This is a genomic window from Phenylobacterium sp. (assembly GCF_041916435.1).
Lineage (GTDB): Bacteria > Pseudomonadota > Alphaproteobacteria > Caulobacterales > Caulobacteraceae > Phenylobacterium.
The window spans coordinates 184,029-207,213 of record NZ_JAYRZM010000002.1; the positions used below are offsets into that span (position 1 = coordinate 184,029).

Below are 23,185 nucleotides of genomic sequence, written 5' to 3' on the forward strand. Positions count from 1 at the left end.
AGGGGAGGAGCCGCAGTGACAGAACCAGCGCGCGCGGCCGCCGTCGGGCGTCTTTCCTGGCCGCGCACCTTCGCCTTCGCCGCCTCCTCGTTCCCGCTGACGGCGATCTCGGTGGCGATGCTGGTCTACCTGCCGCCGCACATGGCCTCGCACCTGGCCGTGCCCCTGGCGGTGGTCGGCGCGGCCTGGGCCACGGTGCGCTTCCTCGACGTGGGCGTGGACCTGGTGCTGGGCCTGGCCATGGACGCCGTCCACACGCCGATCGGCCGTTACCGGCCCTGGATGCTCGCCGGCGCGCCGATCCTGATGGCCGCGGTCTTCCAGCTCTTCATGGCCCGGCCGGGGGTCGGCTCGGCCTATCTGATCGTCTGGCTCCTGGCCATCTACCTGGGCGTCTCCATGCTCGGCCTGGCGCAGTCGGCCTGGGGGGCGAGCGTGGCGGTCGACTACCATGACCGCTCGCGGGTCTACAGCGTGCTCTCGGCGGTGGGCGTGGCCGGCGCCATGACCGTCCTGACGATCCCGATCGTCGCCCCTTCGCTCGGCCTCTCGGAGGCGCAGATCGCCCCGGCGATGGGGTGGCTGCTGCTGGCGACCACCCCGGCGGCGGTCGCCGTCGCGGTGCTGTTCACCCCCGACCGCCCGCTCGGCGATCCGCGCAGGCGCGGTTATTCGGCGGCCGACGTCGTGAAGGTGCTGGTCCACCCCAACCAGGTGCGCCTGTTCTTGGCCCAGCTCTCCCTGTCGCTCGGCCCCAACTGGATGAGCGCGCTCTACCTGTTCTTCTTCCGCGACTCGCGGGGGCTGACCGAGGGCCAGTCCTCGATCCTCCTGGCGATCTACCTGGCCGCGGGCGTGCTGGGCGCGCCGATCACCGGCCGGGTCTCCCGCCGCCTGGGCAAGCACCGCACGCTGATGATGACTACCACGGCCTACGCCCTGGGCCTGTTCACCGTGCTCGCCGTGCCCAAGGGCGAGATGTGGGCCGGCGCGCCCACCATGTTCTGGTGCGGCTTCATGGCCTCCGGCTTCGACCTGATGCTGCGGGCCATGCTGGCCGACGTGGGCGACGAGGTCCGCCTGGACCACGGCAAGGAGCAGATGAGCCTGCTGTTCGCCCTCAACAGTCTGGCCACCAAGCTGTCGCCGGCCTTCGCCATCGGCCTGACGTTCCCGCTCTTGGCCTGGTTCGGCTACGACGCCTCGGTGGGGGCGGTGAACACCCCGCGCGCCGTCCACGGCCTGGAGATGGTGTTCCTGGCCGGGCCCATCGTCTTCGTGCTGCTGGGCGGCGCCTGCATGATCGGCTGGCGGCTGGACGCCCATCGCCACGCGGTGATCCGCGCCGAACTCGACGCCCGCGACGCCTCGGCGCGGGTCGGGGAGGGGGCCTGACGTTGGCGCCGGGCGCGGACGGGGGTAACAGGGCGCCCTTTCCCCCGCAGCCGAGGCGAAGGCCATGAGCGACGTTCCCCCCGACCGCCTGTCCACCGATCCCGACAGCCCCTACTACGACGCGTCCGTGCTGGAGCGCGGCGTCGGCGTGCGCTTCAAGGGCGTGGAGAAGACCAACGTCGATGAATACTGCGTCAGCGAAGGCTGGGTCCGCCTGGCCGTCGGCAAGACCGTCGACCGCCGCGGCAAGTCCATGACCGTCAAGCTCCAGGGCCCGGTCGAGCCCTACTTCCGCGACCCCGACGAGGACTGAGCTCCCGGCGGCCAGCGTCGGCCCGCCGCCCAGATGCTCCCCCTCTGGGGGAGCTGGCCCGAAGGGCCTGAGGGGGACCATGACTGATCGGTCGTGGTCCGAGCGCGGGTGAGTCGAAAGTCCCCCTCAGTCGGCTTCGCCGACAGCTCCCCCAGCGGGGGAGCATCAGCAGAACCTGCCGCAGCCGCCGCTCAGCCCACCGCCGCCTCGACCGCGCGGCTCACCACCGTGCTGGCGCGGCGGGCGCGCACCGCCTCGGCCAGGCGGTCGAGCACGGTGACGGTCGTCTCCCAGTCGATGCAGCCGTCGGTGATGCTCTGGCCGTAGACCAGCGGCTGGCCGGGCTTCAGGTCCTGGCGGCCGGCCACGAGATGGCTTTCGACCATCACCCCGAAGATGCGGTCCTCGCCGCCGGCCACCTGGGCGGCGACGTCGTCGATCACCTTGGGCTGGTTGGCCGGGTCCTTGCGGCTGTTGGCGTGGCTGGCGTCGATCATCAGCCGCTGCGGCAGGCCGGCCTTGGCCAGGGCCGCGGCGGCCGTCTCCACCCCGTCGGCGTCGTAGTTGGGAACCGTGCCGCCGCGCAGCACCACGTGGCAGTCCTCGTTGCCGGTGGTCGAGGCGATCGCCGTGCGCCCGTCCTTGGTCACCGCCATGAAATGGTGCGGCTGGCTGGAGGCCTTGATGGCGTCCACCGCGATGGCGACGTTGCCGTCCGTGCCGTTCTTGAAGCCGATCGGGCAGGAAAGGCCAGAGGCCAGCTCCCGGTGCACCTGGCTCTCGGTGGTGCGCGCGCCGATCGCGCCCCAGCCGACCAGGTCGGCGATGTACTGCGGGGTGACCATGTCCAGGAACTCGCAGCCCGCCGGCAGGCCCATCTCGTTGACGTCGGCCAGGAGGTTGCGCGCCATGCGCAGGCCCTCGTCGATGGCGAAGCTGCCGTCCAGGTGCGGGTCGTTGATCAGGCCCTTCCAGCCCACCGTGGTGCGCGGCTTTTCGAAGTAGACGCGCATGATGATCTCCAGGTCGCCGGCAAGCCGCTCGCGCTCGGCCTTCAGCCGCCGCGCGTAGTCCAGCGCCGCGCCCACGTCGTGCACCGAGCAGGGGCCGACCACCACCACCAGGCGGTCGTCCTCGCCGCGCAGGATCTCGTGCACGGCCTGCCGGGCGGCGGCCACGGTCTCGCCGGCCGCGTCGGAGCGCGGCCGCTCGGCGATCACCTCGGCGGGGGTGGAGAGCTCGCGCAGCTCTCGGATTCTCAGGTCGTCGGTCTGGGTCGGCATGATCTTGCTCCTTTCGGGAGCCACGCCGGAGACGAAAAAGCCGCCAGCGTGACTGGCGGCTGTCGGGTGTCTGTCTTGGACCTTGCGGTCAGCTCGAACGAACCCCTTCCTCCGCCAGCGGCATCGGATAGCCAAAATACCAAAACGAATATTGGCAGGCGGAGAGGGTCATCGCCGGCCTCGATAACCGAAAGCCGCGCCGATGTCACGTCCCTGCGCCGCGCGGGTGCGTTTCGTTGCCTATGCCCGCGCGGGAATCTACCCTAGGGACAAGTCGAAAACAGAGCTTCTTGGGAGACGCGTAAGATGCAGGGCTTGATGCAGGACTGGCCTTTGACGGTGGACCGGATCCTGGACCACGCCAAGGCCTGGCACGGGGACCGCGAGGTGGTCAGCCGCTCGGTCGAGGGGCCGATCGTCCGCACCACCTACGGCCAGCTCCACGAGCGCGCCAAGCGGCTGTCCAACGCGCTCCTGGCGCTGGGCGTGAAGCCGGGCGACCGGGTCGCCACCCTGGCCTGGAACGGCGGGCGCCACATGGAGGCCTGGTACGCCATCATGGGCATCGGCGCGGTCTGCCACACGCTGAACCCGCGGCTGTTCGCCGACCAGCTCTGCTACATCGTCAACCACGCCGAAGATAAGATCATCTTCACCGACCTGACCTTCCTGCCGACGCTGCTGGAGAACCGGGCCAAGATGCCCAAGGTCGAGAAGTTCGTGGTGATGACCGACCAGGCGCACATGGCCGGCGTCGAGCTGCCCGACGCCCTGTGCTTCGAGACCCTGGTCGAGGAGAACGGCCCCGAGTGCGCCTGGGGCGGCTTCGACGAGAACACCGCCGCGGGCCTCTGCTACACCTCCGGCACCACGGGCAATCCCAAGGGCGTGCTCTACTCGCACCGCTCCAACTTCCTGCACACCCTGGTCACCCTGGGCTCGGACGTGATGGGCCTCAGCGCCCGCGACGTGGTGCTGCCGGTGGTGCCCATGTTCCACGCCAACGCCTGGGGCATCACCTTCTCGGCCCCGGCCGTGGGCGCCAAGCTGGTGATGCCGGGCTCCAAGCTGGACGGCGCCTCGGTGCACGAACTGCTGGAGACCGAGGGCGTCACCTTCTCCGCCGCCGTGCCCACCGTCTGGCAGATGCTGCTGACGCACCTGCGTGAAACCAAGGGCGAGCTGACCACCCTCAAGCGCGTCGTCATCGGCGGCTCGGCCGTGCCCGAGGCGATCGTGCGCGGCTTCCGCGACGAATACGGCGTGTCGGTCACCCACGCCTGGGGCATGACCGAGACCTCGCCGCTCGGCACCCTGGCCAACCCCTCGGCCAAGATCGCGGCCATGGACGCCGAGGCGCAGCTCCGCTTCACCCTCAAGCAGGGCCGCCCGCCCGTGGGCATCGAACTGAAGCTCACCAACGACGAGGGCGAGCGCCTGCCGCACGACGGGACCACCTACGGCAAGCTGAAGGTGCGCGGGCCGTTCGTGGTGGGCGAGTACTTCAAGGGCGACGGCGGCGAGATCCTCGACGAGGAGGGCTTCTTCGACACCGGCGACGTGGCCACCATCGACGAGTACGGCTACATGCAGATCACCGACCGCTCCAAGGACGTGATCAAGTCCGGCGGCGAGTGGATCAGCTCCATCGAGATCGAGAACATCGCGGTCGGCCATCCCAAGGCCGAACTCGCCGCGGTGATCGGCGCGGCCCACCCCAAGTGGGACGAGCGGCCGGTGCTGCTGGTCAAGCTCAAGCCCGGCGAAGAAGCCACCAAGGACGAGTTCCTGAAGTTCCTGGAGGGCAAGATCGCCAAGTGGTGGACCCCGGACGACGTGGTCTTCGTCGAGGAGATTCCGCTCGGCGCCACCGGCAAGATCGACAAGAAGCTGATCCGCGAGCGCATGAAGGACTACGTCCTGCCCACCGCCGCGCCCGCGCCGGCCCAGGCCCTGTCGGCCGCGCCGGATCCCAGGCTCTATGCGCCCGAGCCGGGAGCCTTCCCGGCCGCGTCCGCCCTCTCCAGCGAAAAGGAGGCCTCGGCGGAAGCCGGCCTCCCTTTTCCGGAAGCGCCGCGGGTCCGTCCCGCGGCTGAGCCGGCCCCGCCGCCGCCCGCGCCGTCGTCCGTCGTCGGGCGCCGGCGCGCGCGCCATGCGGCCGGCGCCTTCCTGGCCGTGGCGGTGATCCTGGCGCTGACGCCCTCGGTGCTGATCGGCGCGGGCATGATCGCCGTCGCCGCCGGATGGACCGACTGGACCCGCGGCTTCGGCTTCGTCGCCCTGGACTGGGCGGCGCGCACGGCCCTGCTCAGCGTCGCCACCGGCGTGACCGGCGCGGTCCTGGCCCTGCTGACCGGCTTTGAACCCCTGCGCGGCAAGGCGGCCCTGGCGCTCGCCGTCACCGTCGCCACCTTCGGCGCCTATCTTCTGATGCGCGCCTCCGGCGTCACCAGCCCGCCGTTCGGGGTCTAGCTCAGCCCGCCAGCCGATAGACGCTGTCGGGGCCCGCGCCGCCCTCGGCCGTCACCACCCCGCGCTGGGTCAGGTCGATCAGGTGGGCCAGCACCGAGCGGGAGGCGGCCGGGTGCAGCCGGGGGTCCACCTCGGCGTAGAGCACCGGCACCATCTGGCCGATCGTCGCCAGCCCCTCGCCGACGGCCTTCAGCACCTGGGCCTCGCGCGCGCGGCGATGGGCGATATAGGCGCCGATGAAGCCGTCGACGTCGTCCACCGGCGGGCCGTGGGTCGGCCACAGCCGCGCGAAGCCCCGCGCCCGCACCTTGTCCAGGCTGGCGAAATAGGCCGCCATGTCGCCGTCCGGCGGGGTGATCACCGTGGTCGACCAGCCCATGATGTGGTCGCCCGAGAACAGGGCGTTCTCCTCGGCCAGGGCGTAGCAGATGTGGTTGGAGGTGTGCCCCGGCGTCGGGATCGCCTCCATCGTCCAGCCCCGGCCCTGGATCGTCGCGCCCTCGCAGACGCTCACGTCCGGCTGGAAGTCCACGTCCGACCCGGCCTCGGTGCGGATCGCCGAATCGGCGGCGTCCGGCCTGGAGGCCACGGGGCATCCGTAGATCGGCGCGCCGGTGGCGGCCTTCAGCGCGCCGGCCAGCGGCGAGTGGTCGACGTGGTGGTGGGTGATCAGGATGTGGCTCACCGTCTCGCCGTCCACCGCCCTCAGGATCGCCTCCAGGTGGGCCGGATCGTCCGGGCCGGGGTCGATCACCGCCACCTGGCCCTGGCCGACGATGTAGGTGCCCGTGCCGGTGAAGGTGAACGGGCCGGGGTTGTCGGCCACCACCCGGCGGATCAGCGGCGAGACCTGGTCGCAGCGGCCGTACTCGAACTGAAAGTCGCGGACGAAGGGGATCATGCTTCCTGGCCTCCTGCGGCGCCTTTGTTGCCGTCCAGGCCCCCATCTAGGGATTTGGGGGCGGCTTTGGGTCTGGACGCGGCGATTTTTGTTTCAAAACGGCTTCAGCGCGTGGCGTTCGCCCTGATCTGTCTCGCCGCGGCGCAGCTCTTCGTGGCCCATCGCGAGCCCGCGCCCGCGCCGGCCGCCGTGCGCGTGGCCATCGCCGCCGCGCAATGAGCCGGAACGCTCAGGGCAGGACGCCCGACAGGTCGTAGCCCGCCGCCGCGCCCAGCTTCACCAGCTCCTCGCGCCCGCGCTCGCCGCTCATCGCTTGGCCGAGCGACCAGGTGACGATTGAGCGCGTGCCTGAGCGGCAGAACGCCAGGACCGGCCCTTCGGCCCCCGCGATGAAGCTCGCCTGCGCCTCGACCTGCTCGCGCGTCGGGCCGCCGCGCACGGGGATGTAGGCGTAGGCCAGGCCCAGCGCCCTGGCCGCGGCCTCGATCTCGGCGGCGGCCGGCTGGGCCGGCTCCTCGCCGTCGGGGCGGTTGTTGATCACGGTCTTGAAGCCTTGGCGGGCGGCCTCGGCCACGTCGGCGACGCTGATTTGCGGGCTGACGGAAAGCTGGTCTGTGACGCGTCGGAAATCGGTCATGGGTCGCAATGGCTGCCGCCCGAACCGGGCGTTGTTTGACATCATCGGGGGCTGGTGGAAGTTTCGCAACGCCCGGCCGTCAAAAGTCGCCTGCTTGCGAGCCGCATATGTTGCGTTTCATCGGCCGCCGCCTGTTGGTGGCGCTGCCCACGCTGTTTCTCGTCGTCACGGTCGCTTTCTTCATGATGCGGGCCGCCCCGGGCAGTCCGTTCGACACCGACCGCAAGCTGCCGCCCGAGATCGAGAAGAACGTGATGGCCAAGTACGGCATGGATCGGCCGCTGGTCGTCCAGTACGCCGACTACCTGAAGGACGTGGCCCACGGCGATTTCGGCCCCTCCCTGAAGTACAAGGACAAGACCGTCCTGGAGATCCTGGCCGAGAACTACGGCGTCAGCCTGCGCCTCGGCCTGGCGGCGATCGTCCTGGCCGGCGTGATCGGCGTCAGCCTGGGGGTGCTGGCGGCGCTCCGACAGAACAAGTCCACCGACTACGCCGTGATGACCGTGGCGATCCTGGGGGTCTGCATCCCCACCTTCGTCACCGCGCCGCTCCTGGTGCTCACCTTCGGCTCCTGGCTCGGCTGGTTCCCGACCGCCGGGCTGAGCGGGGGCGTGCGCGCCTACGTGCTGCCGGTGATCGTCCTGGCCCTGCCGCAGGTGGCGATCATCTCGCGGCTCACCCGCGCCGGCATGATCGAGGTGCTGCGGTCCAACTACGTGCGCACCGCCCGCGCCAAGGGCCTGCCCGAGCACCGCATCGTCACCCGACACGCCCTGAGGGCGGCGATCCTGCCGCTGGTCTCCTACCTGGGGCCGGCCTGCGCGGGCCTGCTCACCGGCTCGCTGGTGGTGGAAAAGATCTTCAACCTGCCGGGGCTCGGCAAGTTCTTCGTCATCAGCGCCCTGCAGCGCGACTACACCGTGGTGATGGGCATGGTGATCTTCTACGCGGCCCTGATCCTGGCCCTGAACCTGATCGCCGACCTGCTCTACGCGGCGCTCGATCCGCGCGTGAGGCTGGCGTGAGCGGCGCCGACATGCTGGTCCCCGGATCGCGCCGCGGCGCGGAGGCCATGGAGAAGCTGGCCAAGGGCCGCAGCCTGTGGGACGACGCGCGCCGCCGGCTGCTGCGCAACCGCGCCGCCGTGGCCGGCATGGTGGTGCTGGCGATCCTGGTGGTCGCCGCCGTGGTCGGCCCCTACCTGACGCCCTACGCCTACGACGAGATCAACAAGAACGACGTGTGGGCCCCGCCGCTCGTCGCCGGCCACCTCCTGGGCGCCGATTCCCTGGGGCGGGACCTCCTGGCGCGCCTGCTGATCGGCCTTCGCGTGTCCCTCGCCATCGGCCTGGTGGCGACCACCGTCTCCCTGGTCATCGGCGTCGCCTGGGGGGCGGTGGCCGGCTATGTCGGCGGGCGGGTGGACGAGGTGATGATGCGCGTCGTCGACGTGCTCTACTCGCTGCCCTTCATCTTCTTCGTGATCCTGCTGATGGTCACCTTCGGCTCCAACATCGTCCTGATCTTCATCGCGATCGGGGCCGTGGAGTGGCTGACCATGTCGCGGATCGTGCGCGGTCAGACCCTTTCGCTGAAGCAGAAGGAGTTCATCGAGGCCGCCCGCGCCGCCGGCCTCGGGCGCGGGGCGATCATCCTGCGCCACATCGTGCCCAATCTGTTGGGCCCGGTGGTGGTCTACGTCACCCTGACCATCCCGGCGGTGATCCTGGCCGAGAGCTTCCTCAGCTTCCTGGGCCTGGGCGTACAGCCGCCGATGGCCTCGCTCGGCGTGCTGATCGCCAACGGCGCCCAGAACATGGAGCTGGCTTGGTGGCTCCTGGTCTTCCCGTCGGTGACCATGGTGGTGACGCTGGTCTGCTTCAACTTCATCGGCGATGGCCTGCGCGACGCCATCGACCCCAAGGACCGCTAGGGCGGGGAAGGGGCGTCGTCACATGTTCCGTTCGGTGAAACTGAGCCTGGCCGCGCTCGTCTGCCTCGCCGCCGCCGGCTGCGGGCCCCAGGCGGCGGTGCGCGCGCCTTGTCCGGCGGGCAAGGTCTGCCTGGAGTACGGCAACGGCGCCGAGCCGGTCTCGCTCGATCCGCACAAGACCACCGGCACCTGGGAGGACCGCATCCTGCAGGAAGTGCTGATGGGCCTGACCACCGACAGCCCCGCGGGCGAGCCGGTGCCGGGCATGGCCGAGCGCTGGACCGTCAGTCCCGACGGGCTCACCTGGACCTTCTACCTGCGCGACGCGCTCTGGTCGGACGGCGTGCCGGTCACCGCCGACGACTTCGTCTTCTCGCTGCGGCGGATCCTCAAGCCGGAGACGGCCGCCGAGTACGCCTCGCTGCTCTACTTCATCAAGAACGCCCAGCAGGTGAACGAGGGCAAGGCGGCGCCCGAAGCGCTCGGCGTGCGCGCGGTCTCGCCCAAGGTGCTGGAGATCCGCCTGGAGCACCCGGCGCCCTATCTGCTGGAGCTGGCCAAGCACAACACCATGCTGCCGGTGCCCAAGCACGTGGTGGAGAAGTGGGGCGACGCCTGGAGCCAGCCGGAGCACTACGTCGGCAACGGGCCCTACGTGCTGAAGTCCTGGCGCCTGGGCGACCGCATCACGGTGGAGAAGAACCCGCGCTTCTACGACGCCGCCAACGTCTGCATCGACCGGGTCGACTTCTTCCCGACCACCGATTCGATCAGCGCCGAGCGGCGCGTGCGGCGCGGCGAGCTGGACGTCAACACCGACATCGAATCGAACCGAATCGGCTACTTGCGCGAGCGCATCCCCCAGTACGTGCGCACCAACACCTATCTGGGCGTCACCTATCTGGCGTTCAACGCCAACGTGCCGGCGCTGAAGGACAAGCGCGTGCGCCTGGCCCTGGACATGGCCATCGACCGCGACTTCATCGCCGGCAAGCTTTTGCGCGGCGGCCAGAAGCCGGCCTACACCTTCACCCCGCCGGGGGTGGCCAACTACACCGCGCCGCCGGCGCCGGCCTGGGCCGCCTGGCCGCTGGAGAAGCGCCAGGCCGAGGCCCGGAAGCTGCTGGCCGAGGCCGGCTACGGCCCGGGCCATCCGCTGAAGATCACCATCAAGCACCGCAACACGCCCGACCCGATGCTGTACACGCCCTCGGTCCAGAACGACTGGCGGGAAATCGGCGTGGAGACCGCGCTCGAGCAGAACGAGGTGCAGATCGCCTACGCTTCGTATCGCGCGCGTGACTTCCAGGTCGCCGACGCCGCCTGGATCGCCGATTACAACGATCCGATGAGTTTTCTCTATCTGATGCAATCGGATACGGGCGCGCAGAACTACGGCGACTACAAGAACCCGGCCTACGACGCGCTGCTCGCCAAGGCCGACAATGAGCCCGACACCAAGAAGCGCGCGGCCGACCTGGCCCAGGCCGGACAGCTCATGCAGGCCGACGCGCCGGTCGCGCCGCTCTATTTCGCCATCAGCAAAAACCTTGTCACACCGGCGCTCGACGGATGGGTCGACAACATCATCGACCACCATCGCATCCGTTACATGTGCCTGCGAAAGGCCCCCGCTTCGTCGTCCGGCTCGCCGTCGACCAAGCAATAAACGTGCGCGTTTCGCCGGGCGCGCCACAATCTGTGACCAGAATGCGACAGGTCGGCGTCTACAACGTTGCAGGGTGTTAATGTGCGTTGACCCCTCTTCGGTAACGCCCGTAACTCCTACGTAACCGGGTCGCTCAGCGGCCCGGGCAACATTTGTGGGGAGCGGTTTTCCGCCTTCGTCCCTCGGACCGGCGGACCGCTGGAGGATCCTGACCTTGAAGATTCGAACGATGCGGGAGCGCCTGCTGGCCTCCTCGATGATCTGCGGAGCGGCCATCCTTGGCCTCTCGGCCACGCAAGCGGCGGCGCAGAGCAGCGGCAACGAAGTCTCCGAAATCGTCGTCACCGGGACGCGCATCCCGACGCCGAACCTGACCAGCGTCAGCCCGGTCACCGCGCTGACCGACCAGGAGTTGAAGCTGCAGGGCACGACGAACGTCGAGAGCCTGCTCAACAACCTGCCGCAGGTGAACGGCAACCAGGCCGGCGGCGTGTCCAACGGCGCCACCGGCACCGCCACGGTCGACCTCCGCGGCCTGGGCCCGGTCCGCACCCTGGTGCTGATCGACGGCCGCCGCCTGATGCCGGGCGACCCGTCGCTGCCCGCGGCCGACTTGAACAACATCCCCGCCGCCCTGGTGCAGCGCGTGGACGTTCTGACCGGCGGCGCCTCGGCCGTGTACGGTTCGGACGCCATCTCCGGCGTCGTGAACTTCGTCATGAACCGCGACTTCGAAGGCATCCGGATCGACGGCCAGTACGGCTTCTACCAGCACAAGAACGACAACGGTGAAGCCCAGAACCTGATCAAGAACGCCTACTTCCCGGTCGCCGCCCCCGGCGAGAACGTGCGGGACGGCGAGATCTCGGAAATCACCTTCGTGATGGGCGTCAACGCCCCCGACGGCCGCGGCAACTTCACCGGCTACCTGGGCTATCGCCACGTCGAGCCGGTGCTGCAGTCCCAGCGCGACTTCTCCTCGTGCGCCGTGCTGACCAGCTACAGCGCCGATCCGAGCATCTACGACACCCACCTGTGCCTGGGTTCGTCGAACAACGCCTACGGCCGCTTCCGCAACGCCAACACCCCGGCGTCGGGCGCCTCGCTCAACCCGGACGGCAGCCAGTCCTTCGTGCCGTTCACGGGCGCGGCCTCCTACAACTTCGCCCCGCTGAACTACTTCCAGCGTCCGGACGACCGCTACACGGCGGGCTTCTTCGGCCACTATGACGTCAACGAGCACCTGCAGCTCTACAGCGACTTCATGTTCGCCGACGACCACACCGTGGCGCAGATCGCTCCGTCGGGCCTGTTCCAAGGCACCGGCCCGAACGGCACCAGCACGTTCGGCATCAACTGCGACAACCCGCTGATGAGCGCCTCCCAGGCGACCGCCATCTGCGGCGCCGCGGCCGGCACCTCCGCGATCCAGCAGACCACCATCGGCTTCCGCTTCTCGGGCTATCCGCGTCAGGACGACCTGCGGCACACGTCCTACCGCCTCGTCCTCGGCGGCAAGGGCGAGCTGGCCGACGGCTGGTCCTACGACGCGTATATGCAGTACGGCTCGACCATCTACAACGAGCACTACAACAACGACGTCTCCACCCGTAAGGTGCAGAACGCCCTGCTCGTCGACCCGGCGACCGGCGAATGCGCCAGCGGCTCCACCGACGGCTGCGTGCCGATCAACCTGTTCCAGCTCGGCGGCCTGACGCCGGACATGCTGAACTACGTGCTCGCCAAGGGCTTCAAGTCGGGTGAAACGATCGAACGCGTCGTCAGCGCCTCGGTCACCGGCGACCTCGGCCAGTACGGCGTGAAGCTGCCCACCGCGACTGACGGCATCGGCGTGGCTCTCGGCGTCGAATACCGCCGCGAACAGCTCACCCTGCTGACCGACGAAGAGTTCGCCTCCGGCGACCTCTCCGGCCAAGGCGGCCCGACCCCGTCCAACTCGGGCAGCTTCGACGTCTACGACCTGTTCGGCGAAGCCCGTATCCCGATCGCTCAGGACCAGCCCTTCGCGAAGGACCTGAACCTGGAGCTGGGCTACCGCTTCTCGGACTACAGCACGGCCGTGGGCACCACCAACACCTACAAGGTGGGCATGAACTGGACGCCGATCGACGACGTCAAGTTCCGCGGCAGCTACAACCGTGCGGTGCGCGCGCCGAACGTGGTGGAGCTGTTCACGCCGGGCGCCGTGGGCCTGTTCTCGGGCGTCGACCCGTGCGCCGGCTCCAGCCCCGCCGCCAGCCTGACCGCGTGCGAGGCCTCCGGCGTCACCGCGGCCCAGTACGGCACGATCATCCAATGCCCGGCGGCCCAGTGCTCGGCGCTGTTCGGCGGCAACCCGGATCTGAAGGCCGAGCAGGCCGACACCTACACCGTGGGCTTCATCCTGCGGCCGCGGTTCCTGCCGGGCTTCGACATGTCGGTCGACTACTTCAACATCAAGGTCGACAACCTGATCTCGAACTATCCGGCGCTGACGCTCACCGACTGCCTGGTGAACGGCAACTCCTCCGCCTGTAACGCCTTCCACCGCGACCCGGCCACGGGCGGCATCTTCGGCCTGTCGGGCTACATCGACGCCACCAACATCAACACCGGCTACCTGCAAACCACCGGTGTGGACGTTCAGGCCAACTACCGCACCTCGTTCTCCGACCTCGGCATGGGCGAGTGGGGCGGCCTGGCGTTCAACCTGATCGGCACCTACACCGACAAGTACGAAATGCAGCCGACCACGGGCGGCGGCACCTTCGACTGCGCCGGCCTCTACGGGGTGGTCTGCTCCAGCATCGCGGCTGGCGGTCCCATTCCGAAGTGGCGTCACAAGTTCCGGATCACCTGGACCACGCCGTGGCCGGTCGTCGTGTCGATGGATTGGCGTCACCTCAGCAGCGTCGACTTCGACGTGAACGAGTCCAATCCGTTCCTCGCCGACCCGTTCGGCCGGACCGACATTCCGGACGCCAAGATCAAGAGCTACGACTACATCGACCTCTCGGGCACCTGGAAGGTTCGCGACACCGTCACCCTGCGTGGCGGCGTGAACAACGTGTTCGACAAGGATCCGCCGCTGCTCGACTCCCTGGGCTTCCCGGCTTCGGGCCCGCCCTACGGCAACGGCAACACCTATCCGGGGACCTACGACTCCCTGGGTCGGACGATCTTCATCGGCCTCACCGCCGACTTCTAAGATCGCTTCGAGCGAGAGTTGGGAACGGCGGGCCGAAAGGCCCGCCGTTTTCGTCACGGGGCGTGCGTTGTCCGGTCATGCGGCCGGTGTTACGCATCCTCACGAGCCCGGATGAGCGATGTTTCTCGAGATTGAAGACGTCCTGACCGCCAACGAGGTCGCGCAACTTCGCGGCTGGGCGGAAAAGGCGCGGTTCGTCGATGGGCGCATCACCAGCCCGCACTCGTCGGTTAAGGACAACCTGCAGATCGACCACGCCGACGACGCCTATGCGGCGTCCTCGCGGCTGATGGCCCAGGCGCTGCAGCGCAACGAGGCCTTCCGCAACTTCGCCTTCCCCGGCGTGATGGCCCCGCCGCTGCTCGCCCGCTACGAGCCAGGCATGAAGTACGGGCCGCACTCGGACTCGGCGATGATCCAGCTCGGCTCGCGCCAGCTGCGCTCGGACGTGTCCTGCACCATCTTCCTCAACGACCCCGACAGCTACGAGGGCGGCGCCCTGGCGGTCCACCTCGGCTCGCGCGCCGTGGAGTTCAAGCTGAAGCCCGGCGCGGCGGTGGTCTATCCATCCACCACCCTGCACGAGGTCACCCCCGTCACTTCCGGCCAGCGCCTGGTGGGCATCACCTTCATCGAGAGCCAGATCGCCGATCCGGCCCTGCGCGAGTTGCTCTACGACCTCGACGAGGTCGCGGCGCTGGAAGGAAACAACATGAGCTGGGAGAACCGCATCCGCCTCCAGCACGTGCGCACCAATCTTCGCCGGATGTGGAGCGTGTCCAAGTGAACAACACCCAGCCCCGCGTGAGCGTGGACCAGGTGCACGCCGCCGTCAGCGCGCGCAACATGGACCTGGCCATCCGCCTGGCCGAGCAGGCCTACGCCCAGGGCCTGGAGCATCCCTCCGTCCTGAACCTGGTGGCCTACAAGCTGGAGCTGGAGGACAAGCCCGAGGAGGCGCTCCAGGTGCTGGAGCGCGCGCGGCGGCTGTCGCCCGACGACCAGTTCGTGCTCAACAGCATCGGCGTGTGTCTGTCCAAGACCAACCGGCCGGCCGAGGCGCTCCAGGCGTTCGAGCAGGCGCTGTTCATCGACCCGAACTTCGCCCAGGCGCACAACGGGCGCGGCCTGGCGCTCGCCGGCCTCGGCGACAAGTCGGCGGCCAAGCTCGCCCAGCAGCGGGCGGCCGAACTCGATCCCGGCTTCCCCGAGCCGGTCGGCGCGCTCGCCGCCCTGGCCGCCGAGGAGAAGGACTGGGAAAGCGCGCGCAAGCTGGCCGAGCGCGCCCTGGCCCTGGAGCCCGGCCAGCCGGCGGCCTCCCTGGCCCTCGCCGCGGCCGAACTCGCCGAGGGCGACGCCGCCGCGGCCGAGGCGCGGGTCTCGCGGCTCATCTCCGGCGGGCGCCTCACGCGCCTGCACCTGTCCGGCGCGCTCAACATCAAGGCCGACGCGCTGGAGGCGCTCGGCCGCCCGCGCGAGGCGATGGCCGCCTATATCGAGGCCAACCGCGGGTTGCATGAGGTCCAGGTCAAGGCGCTGAACGCGCCCGAGCTCGGCCTGGACCTGTGCCGCCGCTTCATCCGCTATTTCGAGGCCGCGCCGGCCGAGGCCTGGCGTCCCGCGCCGGAGACCAGCCGTTTCGGCGGCGAGGAGGGCCACGTCTTCCTCGTGGGCTTCGCCCGGTCCGGCACCACCCTGCTCGAGCAGATCCTCGCCAGCCACCCGCAGATGGTGGCGCTGGAGGAAAAGCCCACCCTCGACGACTTCATCATGGAGTTCATCGGCCACGACGCCGCGCTCGACCGGCTGGCCGCCATCGACGAGGCCGAGGCCGACCGCTGGCGCGAGCTCTACTGGAAGCGCGTGCGTGAGTTCGACGTGGAGCCCAGGGGCAAGGTGTTCGTCGACAAGCTGCCGCTGCACACGATCTACCTGCCGTTTATCGCCAAGCTGTTCCCGCGGGCCAAGATCCTGTTCGCCCGCCGCGATCCGCGCGACGTGGTGGTGAGCTGCTTCCGCCACCGCTTCCGGCCCAACCCGATCACGGTGGAGCTCACCGATCTGAAGCGGGCGGCCGAGGTCTATTCGGCGGTCATGCGGCTCGCCGAGATCTACAGCGAAAAGCTGACCTTGCCGGTCCACATCCACCGCCACGAGGACCTGGTGGAGAACCTGGACGCCGAGACCCAGGCGATCTGCGCCTTCGTCGGCCTGCCGTGGGACGCCAACATGCGCAATTTCGTGGAGACCGCGAACCGGCGCGACATCCGCACGCCCAGCGCCGACCAGGTCCGCCGCGGGCTTTACAAGGAGAGCCTCGCGCGCTGGCGCGGCTACGGCGACACCATCGACGTGATCAAGCCGATCCTCGAACCCTGGGTCAAAGCCTTCGGATATCCCGCTGAATAAACGCGAGAATCACTGGTCGCGGTGAACCTTGATCGAAGGTTGCCCGTCCACGTTCATCAGGAAGCTGCCCAGCGTTCCCTTGCGGATCTCCACCTTCGAGCCCGACTTCGGCGGGCGCAGCAGGTCGCCGGAGATTTGCCGCCAGACCGCCCCGTCCTTCAGCTCGAAGGTCCAGCGGCCGTTCTGGTCGGCCCTGGCCTTGTCCACGATTCCGTCGACGCGGTCGACCTCTTCCGGCTTCAGCGCCTTGGTCACGAAGTCCAGGCTCGGCACGTGCAGGCCGAAGGCTTCGCGGTGGGCGGCGCTGGCCTGGGCGCGATCGATCACCACGATGTCCCCGTGGCTCTCGGCTTCGCCCATCTTCGCGGCGGCCGCGTCGTAGCAGGCGAGCCGCTGGGCGTCGTCGCTCACACCGCGGCAGTCCAGCACCGCCTGGAAGGCGGCCGCGTGCTTGGCCGTGTCGTTGTCCTTCGCCGCGGCCGAGCCGGCCGCCAGAAGGACGGAAAGGAGCACGGCCGTCGCCGCGGCGTCCGCCGATCGCATCGAAGTCCTCGTTCTTGCGCGCTTAGTTGCCGCGCGGCCCGGTCATACGCTGCATGTTGCGCAGGGCTTGCTGATCATCGGCCTTCTCCGACTCGATGTCAGCCTTGCTGCGGCAGACCTTCTTGGTGAAGCGCGAGCCGGTCACTTCTTCCTGGTGACACACCATCTCCGGCTTCTTGGTGTCGGCCGACGCGGTCTGTTGCGCGGCTGCGGCCGCGGCGGGCGCCTCGGCGGTTGCAGCGGCGGTTGCGGTGGAGGTGGAGGTTTCGGCGGGCGTGCCGGCGGCCAGCACGGCCAGGAAAGCCAACAACATGAAAGGAAACTCCTTCTACTTTACCGCGAACTTAGGGGCTCGGTCTGTCGGGCACAAGGTGGGTCACGCCGCCGCGCGGTCGCGAATCCACTGTGACAGCAGCCATTTCTCCCCCGACGCCGGCGGCAGGCCCTCGTGCAGCGTGCGCCGGTCCGGAGCGCCGGTCATGTCGACGTTGGCGAACATCAGCGCCTCGCCGGGCGCGCCCTTGAACTTCAGCCCCACCAGCGGGAAGTCGGTCTCGCCGCCCTCGAATTCGGCGTTGAGGTAGACCAGGAAGGTCGCCATGCGCTGGCCGCGCCGGGCCACGTCGGCGGCGTAGCCGGGCACCGTCGGGTCCAGGTAGTCGAAGTGGCGCGTGAACCGCTGGCCCGGCGCGTAGTGCAGCACCTGGATCGGCTCCAGCGCGCCCGGCGGCACGCCCACGGCCACGGCGATCCGCGTGCGGGCCATGACCGTCACCAGGTCCAGGTCCTCCAGCGCCAGTTCGAAGGCGCTGTTGGTGCGCCCGGCCTCGGTGCGTCCGCCGTCGCCGGCCGGATCGAACACCTTGGCCTGGGTCACCCGCCCGCGCGCCCGCTCGATCAGCCAGTCGCAGACCTGCGGCGCCAGGAAGCCCGGCGAGCGGGAGATGCGCGGATCGCGCGACAGCCGCTCCTTCGGCGGCGGCGCCAGCCAGCGGCCCATGTCGATCGTCCGCGCCAGGCCGGTCCAGTCGGCGCCGGCGTCCGGCGCGGCGTTGGCCAGCACGGCGAGCTGCCCCCGGGCGCTCTCCAGCCCGAGTTCGGCCGCGCGGGTCAGCCGCTGGATCGCGGCGGGCCAGCTTTGCGGCTCGCCGGCGCCCAGGCCGGCCAGCACGGCGGCCATGGCCAGGGCCTGCGGATCGTCGGCGCCGGCCCTGCGGCGCACCTCGGCCAGGTCTTCAGGCGACATGGGACAGCGCCTCCGCGGTGGAAAGAATCTCGGCGAGCGGGGTCTCCGTGCGCGCCGCCGCCTCCAGCCAGGCCAGGCCCCGGCGGATCTCGCCGCCGTGGTCCCGCTCGGCGGCGGCCAGCACCTCGCGCCGCAGGGCCGGGCTGTAGCCGTATTCCGGGGCCTTGGAGTAGCGCTCGAAATAGGGCGAGCGGGCCATGGCCTCGACCTGGGCGGGATCGGCGCGCCCGTGCAGGGCTGTGAGCGCCCGGCTCAGGCCCGCGCGCGGGTCGGCCAGGAAGCGGTCGAAGTCGATCCAGGCGCAGCGCTCGCCGTTCCGGCCGGCGGCGGCGCCCAGCGCGCTCATCTCGCAGGCCCAGCTCATCGCCGCCAGCTCCCCCTCCGACAGGGCCTCCAGCCGCCAGCGCGGCCCGCCGAGCCGCCGGTTCAGCCGCGCCAGCCGCCCCGGCGCGGCCAGCGCCAGCTCCTGACGCGAGTTCGGCCCGCCCAGGATCGTCGCCAGATAGACGGCCGGCGCGGCGGTCATCATCAGCGCCCGCGCGCCCGGCTGCTGGTCGAGCAGCCGCCCGGCCAGCTCGCTCACCAGGCTGGTGGCCTTGATCGTCGCGCGCCGCGCCGGCGTCCAGGTGCGCGACAACAGCGCCAGGAAGACGTTCAGCCGCGCGTCCAGCAGCTGCGGCGTCCAGGCGCCCAGCGCCTCGGCCTGGGCGAGCGTGCGCAGCACCTGCGGCTCGCGCAGCGAGAAGACCGCCGGGTGCGTTCCCAGCACCCGCGACATCAGCGTCGAGCCCACATGGCCCACGTGGAAGATGTAGTCGCAGGCGACCGGCAGGCCCTCGGCGGCCGCGGCCAGTTCGGGGTAGGGCAGGCGGGCCACGGTCGGCCGCTGCATCCGCGCGTCCAGGAAGCTCGCCCGCTCGTAGTCCACCGGGTTCAGCTCGATCAGCGCCGCCGCCTCGCCGATCTCCAGATCGAGGGGAAACAGCTCCGGCGAGGCGCGCAGCCGCGTGGCCAGGCTCGTTGCGGTCATGAAGTCTCCACGCGGAAGGCCGGTCGCCGGCCAGGTCCGCCCGCATGGATACGGCTTTCCGGATGCGGAGCGGAGTCCTACTGTGTTTTCATGACAACAGCCTGGTCAAGGCGGACGACCATGGGCGCGATCGCAGCCTTGATCGCGCGGCCCGGGCGTTCGTCGGCCCAGGACGCGGCGTCGCCGCAGGGACCGCCGCTTCCGTCGATCGACGGCGGCGCCTTCCTCGAGACCGCCTTCGACCACGCCCTTCGCCTGACCGTGCCGGTCTATCTCGACGCCGAGGGCCCCTTCGCCTTCGTGGTGGACACCGGCTCCAACCGCACCGTGGTGGCCACCGAGGTCGCCGCCCGCTGCGGCTTCGAGGCCGCCGGCACGGCCCAAGTGCACGGCATCATCAGCGCCGAGCCCGCGCCCCTGGTGCGGGTGCGCCGGCTGCGGGTGGGCTCGGTGATCTCCTCGGGCCTGCGCCTGCCGGTGGTGGCCGGCGCGCGGCTGGGCGCAGACGGCATCCTCGGCATCGACATGATGCGCAGCCGGCGCGTGAAGCTGGACTTCGACGACCAGACCTTCTCGATCATTCCCTCGGCCACCGATCCGTTCGCCGAACTGGCCCGCGGGCGCAACTCGCGCCTGTCCAGCCCGCGCGATCCGGTCACCGTGCCGGCGCGCTACCGCTCCGGCCAGCTCCTGCTGCTGGATGTGGAGGCCGCCGGCGTGCCGGTGATCGCCTTCCTGGATTCCGGCTCCCAGGTGACCGTGGGCAACAGCGCCCTGCGCCGGGCCGCCTTCGCCGATCATCCGCGCCTGGCGGGCAAGGCGATCCGCTCCGAGCTGATCAGCGCCACCGGCCAGCACGCCCCGGCCGACTTCGCCGCCCTGCCGAGCTTCAGGATCGCCCGTCAGACCTTCGAGGCGCCGCTGGTCGCCTTCTCGGACCTGCACATCTTCACGCTGTGGGGCCTGCAGGAGCACCCGGCCATGCTGATCGGCGTCGACACCCTGCGGCGCTTCTCCAGCGTGGCCTTCGACTTCGGCCGCAAGCTGATCACCTTCTGGCCCGCCGAGCCGCCGAACGAACTGGTCCGGCGCGCCGGCTCGCGCGGCTCGGGCGGCGGCTGATCCCCGCCGCCCAACGGCGTCCTAGCGGATCGGCCGGGGCGCCAGCACCATCGCCCCGCCGTCGCGCAGCCGCGCATCGGCCACCTCGTCGACGATCGCCGAGGCGCGCGGATCGCCCAGGATCCAGGCCGCCGCGGCCAGGGTGCGGGCCGAGGTCGCGCTCACGCCCAGCACCTGCTCCAGGGCCTCGATCGCGCTCGACTGCGGCGTCATGCGCTTCAGCCGCACCTGGCCGGTCAGACCCGCCAGGGCCTTGGCCTTGTCCACTGCCTGGTAGAAGCCGCCGATCTCGTCCACCAGCCCCAGCTCGCGGGCCTGCACGCCGGTCCACACGTGGCCCTTGGCGATCTCGCGCACGCGCTCGGGCGTCAGGTTGCGGCCCTGCGCCACCCGCTCGACGAAGTTGGCGTAGATCTGGTCCATCCAGTTGGAGAAGGCCGCGCGCTGGGCCTGGTTGAACTCCTGGCCCATGCCGAAGGCTTCGGCGTAGTCGCCGCCCACGCCCAGCTCGCGCACGTCGACGCCCACCTTGGCCAGCGCCGGGCCCAGCACGAACTTGCCGCCGAACACGCCGATCGAGCCGGTGAGGGTGGTGGGCTCGGCGACGATGGCCGAGGCTTCCGACGAGATCCAGTAGCCGCCGGACGCCGCGTAGGTGCCCATGCTGACCACCACCGGCTTCTTGGCGGCCTTGGCCGTGCGGATCGCCGCCAGGATCTGCTCGGAGGCCGTGTCCGACCCGCCGGGCGAGTTCACCCGCAGCACGATCGCCTTGACATCGTCGTCCGCCGCCGCGTCGTAGATCGCCTCGGACAGGTCGTCGGAATAGATGGTCGGCCCGCCGGAGAAGGGATTGGCCGTCCCGTCGTGGCCGGTGACGATCGGCCCCTCGGCCTCCACCACGGCCACCGCCGGACCGGACGCGCCGTCGGCCGAGCGGCCGCGGCGCGCGCGCATGTAGTCCTCGAAGTCGACGGTCTGCTCGCCGCCGGTCTTCTTCAGGATCGCCTGCTCGGCGTCCTTCACCTGGCCCAGCTTGTCCACCAGCCCCTGGTTCAGCGCGCCGTCCGCCAGGTAGGGGCCGGCCTCCAGCTTGCGACGCAGGTCCGCCGCGGCGACCTTGCGGTCGGCCGCCGCCTCGGCGGTCGCCGAGGTGTAGATCGAGCCCATCCACGACAGCTCGGCCTCGCGGTGGGCGGGCGTGTAGTCGTCGTAGAGGTAGGGATTGACGGCGTTCTTGTACTCGTAGCGCTGCTGGTAGTCGGCCTTGACGCCGTACTTGTCGAACAGGCGCTTGAAGAAGATGTCCTCGTTGGCCATGCCCGTCACCTGGAACGAGGCGGCCGGCTGCATCCACAGCTCGTCGGCCGCCGCGCCCAGCATGTAGGTCGAGACCACCGCCCCGGAGGGGTAGAGCCCCTGGCTGTGGGCGTAGATCGGCTTGCCGGCCGCGCGGAAGCGCTTGAACGCCAGGCGCAGCTCGTCGGCCGCCGCCGGCTCGATGCCGCCCTCGGGCAGGCGCACCAACAGGCCCTTGACGTGGCCGTCGCGCTCGGCGCGCCGCAGGGTCTCGATGACCGACATCACCGACAGGTTGCGCCGGCCCAGCGCCGCCAGCGGGTTCTGCGGGTCCTGGTCGGTCATCGCCTCGCGCAGGTCGAGCGTCAGCACCGTCTGCGCCGGGGTCGTCGGGGGCCTCGCCGCGCCGGCCGCCATCACCACCAGCAGGAACGGCACGCCCACTAGGAACAGCACCAGCCCGGCGAACACGCCGGCCATGGTGATGAAGAACTGTTTCATTCAGACTCCCGCCCGCATCGGCCCGGTTGCGACCCTATATCGGGCCCGGTTGCACGCAAATGAAGAGGTTGCGTCGCCTTGGCTCACGCCGACCGCCCGCGCGCCTCGAGCGGCCAGATGTCCACCAGGGTGTCGCCGCGCACCACGTGATAGGCGTCGTGCAGGTTCACCGTGGGATCGCAGTGCGGCGCGGCCAGCGTCACCACCGCGCCCAGCGCCGGGGGCGCCTCGCCTTTGGGCGGCACGATGCAGCCGTGCTCGTCGCCCATGAAATGGTAGCTCGACCCCGCCGGCGCCCCGGCCAGCACCGGCGGCGAGCCCGCCTCCGTGGCGAAGGCCTTGAAGCCGGCGTCCACCGTCGACAGCCGTTCGTGGTTGGCGCTGATCACGCGGGCGTCGACCATCAGCGAGGTCTCGAACACGGCCCGTCCGTCGCCGGCCAGGTCGCAGTCGTTGTACTGGCGGTCCATGAACACGTAGGAGCCCACCTGCAGCTCGGTGAAGACGCCCAGCTCCAGGTCGATGGCGTGGGTGCCGGTGCCGCCGCCGCTGACGATCCCGGGCTTGAGGCCGGCCTCGGTCAGCAGCGCGATTACGCCCTTCAGGTAGTCGGTGCGCTCGACGATCGCCTCGCGACGGGCGGCGAAGTCCTCGATGTGCTGCTGCGAGCCGCAATAGAACTGCACCCCGCCGAACGTCAGGTTCGGCGCGGCGTCGATCCGGCGGGCCAGCGCCAGGGCCGCCTCGGGGTCGGCCACGCCGGTGCGGTGGATGCCGGGGTCGATGTCGACCAGCAGGGTCATGCGCGCGCCGCTGGCCGCGATCGCCGCCACCGCGTCCGGATGATCCACCGAGGCCATCAGGTCCGGCGCGCGCGCGGCCAGGGCGGCCAGCCGCGCCGTCGCCGGGGCGCCGACGACGGGGGAGGTGATCAGCAGCCCGCCGACCCCGGCCTCGGCCAGGGCCTCGGCCTCGCCCAGCTTGGCGCAGCACACGCCCAGCGCCCCGGCCTCGATCTGCCGGCGGGCGATGGCCGCGCACTTGTGGGTCTTGGCGTGCGGGCGAAGCTTCACGCCCGCCCGCGCCGCCCGCTCGGCCATGGCCGCGACGTTGCGCTCCAGCGCGTCCAGCTCGATCAGCAGCGCCGGGGTGTTCAGGTCGCTGCGCGAGCCTTGGCGGCCGATCAGATGCTGATGCAGGGTCTGGGCGTAGGTCATGGGA

20 protein-coding genes are annotated in these 23,185 nt (G+C 70.2%); 11 read left to right on the forward strand and 9 right to left on the reverse strand.

The window, feature by feature from the left end:
* The first annotated feature begins 15 nt into the window (after nt 1–15).
* Nucleotides 16–1,395 carry an MFS transporter gene (locus ACE3TA_RS05805; RefSeq protein WP_374571464.1) on the forward strand — a complete coding sequence of 460 codons (1,380 nt, stop codon included), beginning with the start codon at nt 16–18 and terminating at the stop codon, nt 1,393–1,395.
* 64 nt (nt 1,396–1,459) lie between these two features.
* On the forward strand, nt 1,460–1,708 hold the full coding sequence (locus ACE3TA_RS05810) for a DUF3297 family protein (RefSeq protein WP_374571466.1): 249 nt from the start codon (nt 1,460–1,462) through the stop codon (nt 1,706–1,708).
* Nucleotides 1,709–1,899: 191 nt separating this feature from the next.
* Here ACE3TA_RS05810 and ACE3TA_RS05815 read toward each other — a convergent pair whose 3' ends face one another.
* A complete protein-coding gene (locus ACE3TA_RS05815) occupies nt 1,900–2,991 on the reverse strand; it encodes a 3-deoxy-7-phosphoheptulonate synthase (protein WP_374571468.1) in 1,092 nt (363 codons plus the stop codon).
* A gap of 306 nt (nt 2,992–3,297) precedes the next feature.
* Here ACE3TA_RS05815 and ACE3TA_RS05820 point away from each other — a divergent pair, with 306 nt between their 5' ends.
* A complete protein-coding gene (locus ACE3TA_RS05820; protein ID WP_374571470.1) occupies nt 3,298–5,463 on the forward strand; it encodes a long-chain-fatty-acid--CoA ligase in 2,166 nt (721 codons plus the stop codon).
* A gap of 1 nt (nt 5,464) precedes the next feature.
* Here the strand turns inward: ACE3TA_RS05820 and ACE3TA_RS05825 are convergent, their stop codons facing one another.
* Nucleotides 5,465–6,364 (reverse strand): MBL fold metallo-hydrolase, encoded by a 900-nt coding sequence (locus tag ACE3TA_RS05825; protein ID WP_374571472.1) that lies wholly within the window; start codon nt 6,362–6,364, stop codon nt 5,465–5,467.
* A gap of 66 nt (nt 6,365–6,430) precedes the next feature.
* On the opposite strand from ACE3TA_RS05825, the gene ACE3TA_RS05830 reads away from it, so the two are divergent.
* Nucleotides 6,431–6,583, forward strand: a complete 153-nt coding sequence (locus ACE3TA_RS05830) for a hypothetical protein (protein ID WP_374571474.1) — start codon at nt 6,431–6,433, stop codon at nt 6,581–6,583.
* A 10-nt stretch (nt 6,584–6,593) separates the two neighbouring features.
* Here the strand turns inward: ACE3TA_RS05830 and ACE3TA_RS05835 are convergent, their stop codons facing one another.
* A complete protein-coding gene (locus ACE3TA_RS05835) occupies nt 6,594–7,001 on the reverse strand; it encodes a TIGR01244 family sulfur transferase (RefSeq protein WP_374571476.1) in 408 nt (135 codons plus the stop codon).
* Between the two features lie 107 nt (nt 7,002–7,108).
* Between ACE3TA_RS05835 and oppB the strand changes: the two genes are divergently transcribed.
* The 6 genes from oppB (at nt 7,109) to ACE3TA_RS05865 (ending at nt 16,223) form a co-directional block, all read left to right on the forward strand.
* Nucleotides 7,109–8,029: an oligopeptide ABC transporter permease OppB gene (gene oppB / locus ACE3TA_RS05840; protein WP_374571478.1), complete on the forward strand. Its 921-nt coding sequence runs from the start codon at nt 7,109–7,111 to the stop codon at nt 8,027–8,029.
* On the forward strand, nt 8,026–8,937 hold the full coding sequence (locus ACE3TA_RS05845) for an ABC transporter permease (protein ID WP_374571480.1): 912 nt from the start codon (nt 8,026–8,028) through the stop codon (nt 8,935–8,937). The genes oppB and ACE3TA_RS05845 overlap by 4 nt, the downstream gene beginning before the upstream one ends.
* Nucleotides 8,938–8,959: 22 nt before the next feature.
* Complete coding sequence (locus tag ACE3TA_RS05850) at nt 8,960–10,606, forward strand: peptide ABC transporter substrate-binding protein (RefSeq protein WP_374571482.1); 1,647 nt, start codon at nt 8,960–8,962, stop codon at nt 10,604–10,606.
* Nucleotides 10,607–10,820: 214 nt separating this feature from the next.
* Nucleotides 10,821–13,814: a TonB-dependent receptor domain-containing protein gene (locus tag ACE3TA_RS05855; RefSeq protein ID WP_374571484.1), complete on the forward strand. Its 2,994-nt coding sequence runs from the start codon at nt 10,821–10,823 to the stop codon at nt 13,812–13,814.
* Between the two features lie 118 nt (nt 13,815–13,932).
* The gene (locus ACE3TA_RS05860) at nt 13,933–14,601 is read left to right on the forward strand and encodes a Fe2+-dependent dioxygenase (RefSeq protein ID WP_374571486.1); all 669 of its coding nucleotides are present in this window, start codon (nt 13,933–13,935) and stop codon (nt 14,599–14,601) included.
* Complete coding sequence (locus ACE3TA_RS05865; protein WP_374571488.1) at nt 14,598–16,223, forward strand: sulfotransferase; 1,626 nt, start codon at nt 14,598–14,600, stop codon at nt 16,221–16,223. The genes ACE3TA_RS05860 and ACE3TA_RS05865 overlap by 4 nt, the downstream gene beginning before the upstream one ends.
* Nucleotides 16,224–16,232: 9 nt before the next feature.
* Here ACE3TA_RS05865 and ACE3TA_RS05870 read toward each other — a convergent pair whose 3' ends face one another.
* From ACE3TA_RS05870 to ACE3TA_RS05885, 4 genes are all read right to left on the reverse strand, one after another.
* The gene (locus ACE3TA_RS05870; RefSeq protein WP_374571490.1) at nt 16,233–16,766 is read right to left on the reverse strand and encodes a hypothetical protein; all 534 of its coding nucleotides are present in this window, start codon (nt 16,764–16,766) and stop codon (nt 16,233–16,235) included.
* A 22-nt stretch (nt 16,767–16,788) separates the two neighbouring features.
* Nucleotides 16,789–17,079: a hypothetical protein gene (locus ACE3TA_RS05875; protein WP_374571493.1), complete on the reverse strand. Its 291-nt coding sequence runs from the start codon at nt 17,077–17,079 to the stop codon at nt 16,789–16,791.
* A gap of 63 nt (nt 17,080–17,142) precedes the next feature.
* The gene (locus ACE3TA_RS05880; protein WP_374571495.1) at nt 17,143–18,012 is read right to left on the reverse strand and encodes a prolyl hydroxylase family protein; all 870 of its coding nucleotides are present in this window, start codon (nt 18,010–18,012) and stop codon (nt 17,143–17,145) included.
* Nucleotides 18,002–19,042 carry a hypothetical protein gene (locus ACE3TA_RS05885; RefSeq protein WP_374571497.1) on the reverse strand — a complete coding sequence of 347 codons (1,041 nt, stop codon included), beginning with the start codon at nt 19,040–19,042 and terminating at the stop codon, nt 18,002–18,004. The genes ACE3TA_RS05880 and ACE3TA_RS05885 overlap by 11 nt, the downstream gene beginning before the upstream one ends.
* Nucleotides 19,043–19,162: 120 nt before the next feature.
* Between ACE3TA_RS05885 and ACE3TA_RS05890 the strand changes: the two genes are divergently transcribed.
* Nucleotides 19,163–20,164: a retropepsin-like aspartic protease gene (locus ACE3TA_RS05890; RefSeq protein WP_374571499.1), complete on the forward strand. Its 1,002-nt coding sequence runs from the start codon at nt 19,163–19,165 to the stop codon at nt 20,162–20,164.
* A 21-nt stretch (nt 20,165–20,185) separates the two neighbouring features.
* Here ACE3TA_RS05890 and sppA read toward each other — a convergent pair whose 3' ends face one another.
* Nucleotides 20,186–21,964 carry a signal peptide peptidase SppA gene (sppA, locus tag ACE3TA_RS05895; protein WP_374571501.1) on the reverse strand — a complete coding sequence of 593 codons (1,779 nt, stop codon included), beginning with the start codon at nt 21,962–21,964 and terminating at the stop codon, nt 20,186–20,188.
* Nucleotides 21,965–22,047: 83 nt separating this feature from the next.
* Nucleotides 22,048–23,181, reverse strand: coding sequence for a DSD1 family PLP-dependent enzyme (locus tag ACE3TA_RS05900; protein ID WP_374571503.1), 1,134 nt, complete (start codon nt 23,179–23,181; stop codon nt 22,048–22,050).
* Nucleotides 23,182–23,185 lie beyond the last annotated feature (4 nt).

Coding starts and splice junctions, on each gene's coding strand:
- ACE3TA_RS05810 (WP_374571466.1), top strand. CDS start 1,460: ATGAGCGACGTTCCCCCCGACCGCCTGTCCACCGATCCCGACAGCCCC.
- ACE3TA_RS05890 (WP_374571499.1), top strand. CDS start 19,163: ATGGGCGCGATCGCAGCCTTGATCGCGCGGCCCGGGCGTTCGTCGGCC.
- ACE3TA_RS05885 (WP_374571497.1), bottom strand. CDS start 19,042: ATGACCGCAACGAGCCTGGCCACGCGGCTGCGCGCCTCGCCGGAGCTG.
- ACE3TA_RS05825 (WP_374571472.1), bottom strand. CDS start 6,364: ATGATCCCCTTCGTCCGCGACTTTCAGTTCGAGTACGGCCGCTGCGAC.
- ACE3TA_RS05815 (WP_374571468.1), bottom strand. CDS start 2,991: ATGCCGACCCAGACCGACGACCTGAGAATCCGAGAGCTGCGCGAGCTC.
- ACE3TA_RS05870 (WP_374571490.1), bottom strand. CDS start 16,766: ATGCGATCGGCGGACGCCGCGGCGACGGCCGTGCTCCTTTCCGTCCTT.
- oppB (WP_374571478.1), top strand. CDS start 7,109: ATGTTGCGTTTCATCGGCCGCCGCCTGTTGGTGGCGCTGCCCACGCTG.
- ACE3TA_RS05900 (WP_374571503.1), bottom strand. CDS start 23,181: ATGACCTACGCCCAGACCCTGCATCAGCATCTGATCGGCCGCCAAGGC.
- ACE3TA_RS05835 (WP_374571476.1), bottom strand. CDS start 7,001: ATGACCGATTTCCGACGCGTCACAGACCAGCTTTCCGTCAGCCCGCAA.
- ACE3TA_RS05880 (WP_374571495.1), bottom strand. CDS start 18,012: ATGTCGCCTGAAGACCTGGCCGAGGTGCGCCGCAGGGCCGGCGCCGAC.
- ACE3TA_RS05860 (WP_374571486.1), top strand. CDS start 13,933: ATGTTTCTCGAGATTGAAGACGTCCTGACCGCCAACGAGGTCGCGCAA.
- ACE3TA_RS05820 (WP_374571470.1), top strand. CDS start 3,298: ATGCAGGGCTTGATGCAGGACTGGCCTTTGACGGTGGACCGGATCCTG.
- sppA (WP_374571501.1), bottom strand. CDS start 21,964: ATGAAACAGTTCTTCATCACCATGGCCGGCGTGTTCGCCGGGCTGGTG.
- ACE3TA_RS05850 (WP_374571482.1), top strand. CDS start 8,960: ATGTTCCGTTCGGTGAAACTGAGCCTGGCCGCGCTCGTCTGCCTCGCC.
- ACE3TA_RS05875 (WP_374571493.1), bottom strand. CDS start 17,079: ATGTTGTTGGCTTTCCTGGCCGTGCTGGCCGCCGGCACGCCCGCCGAA.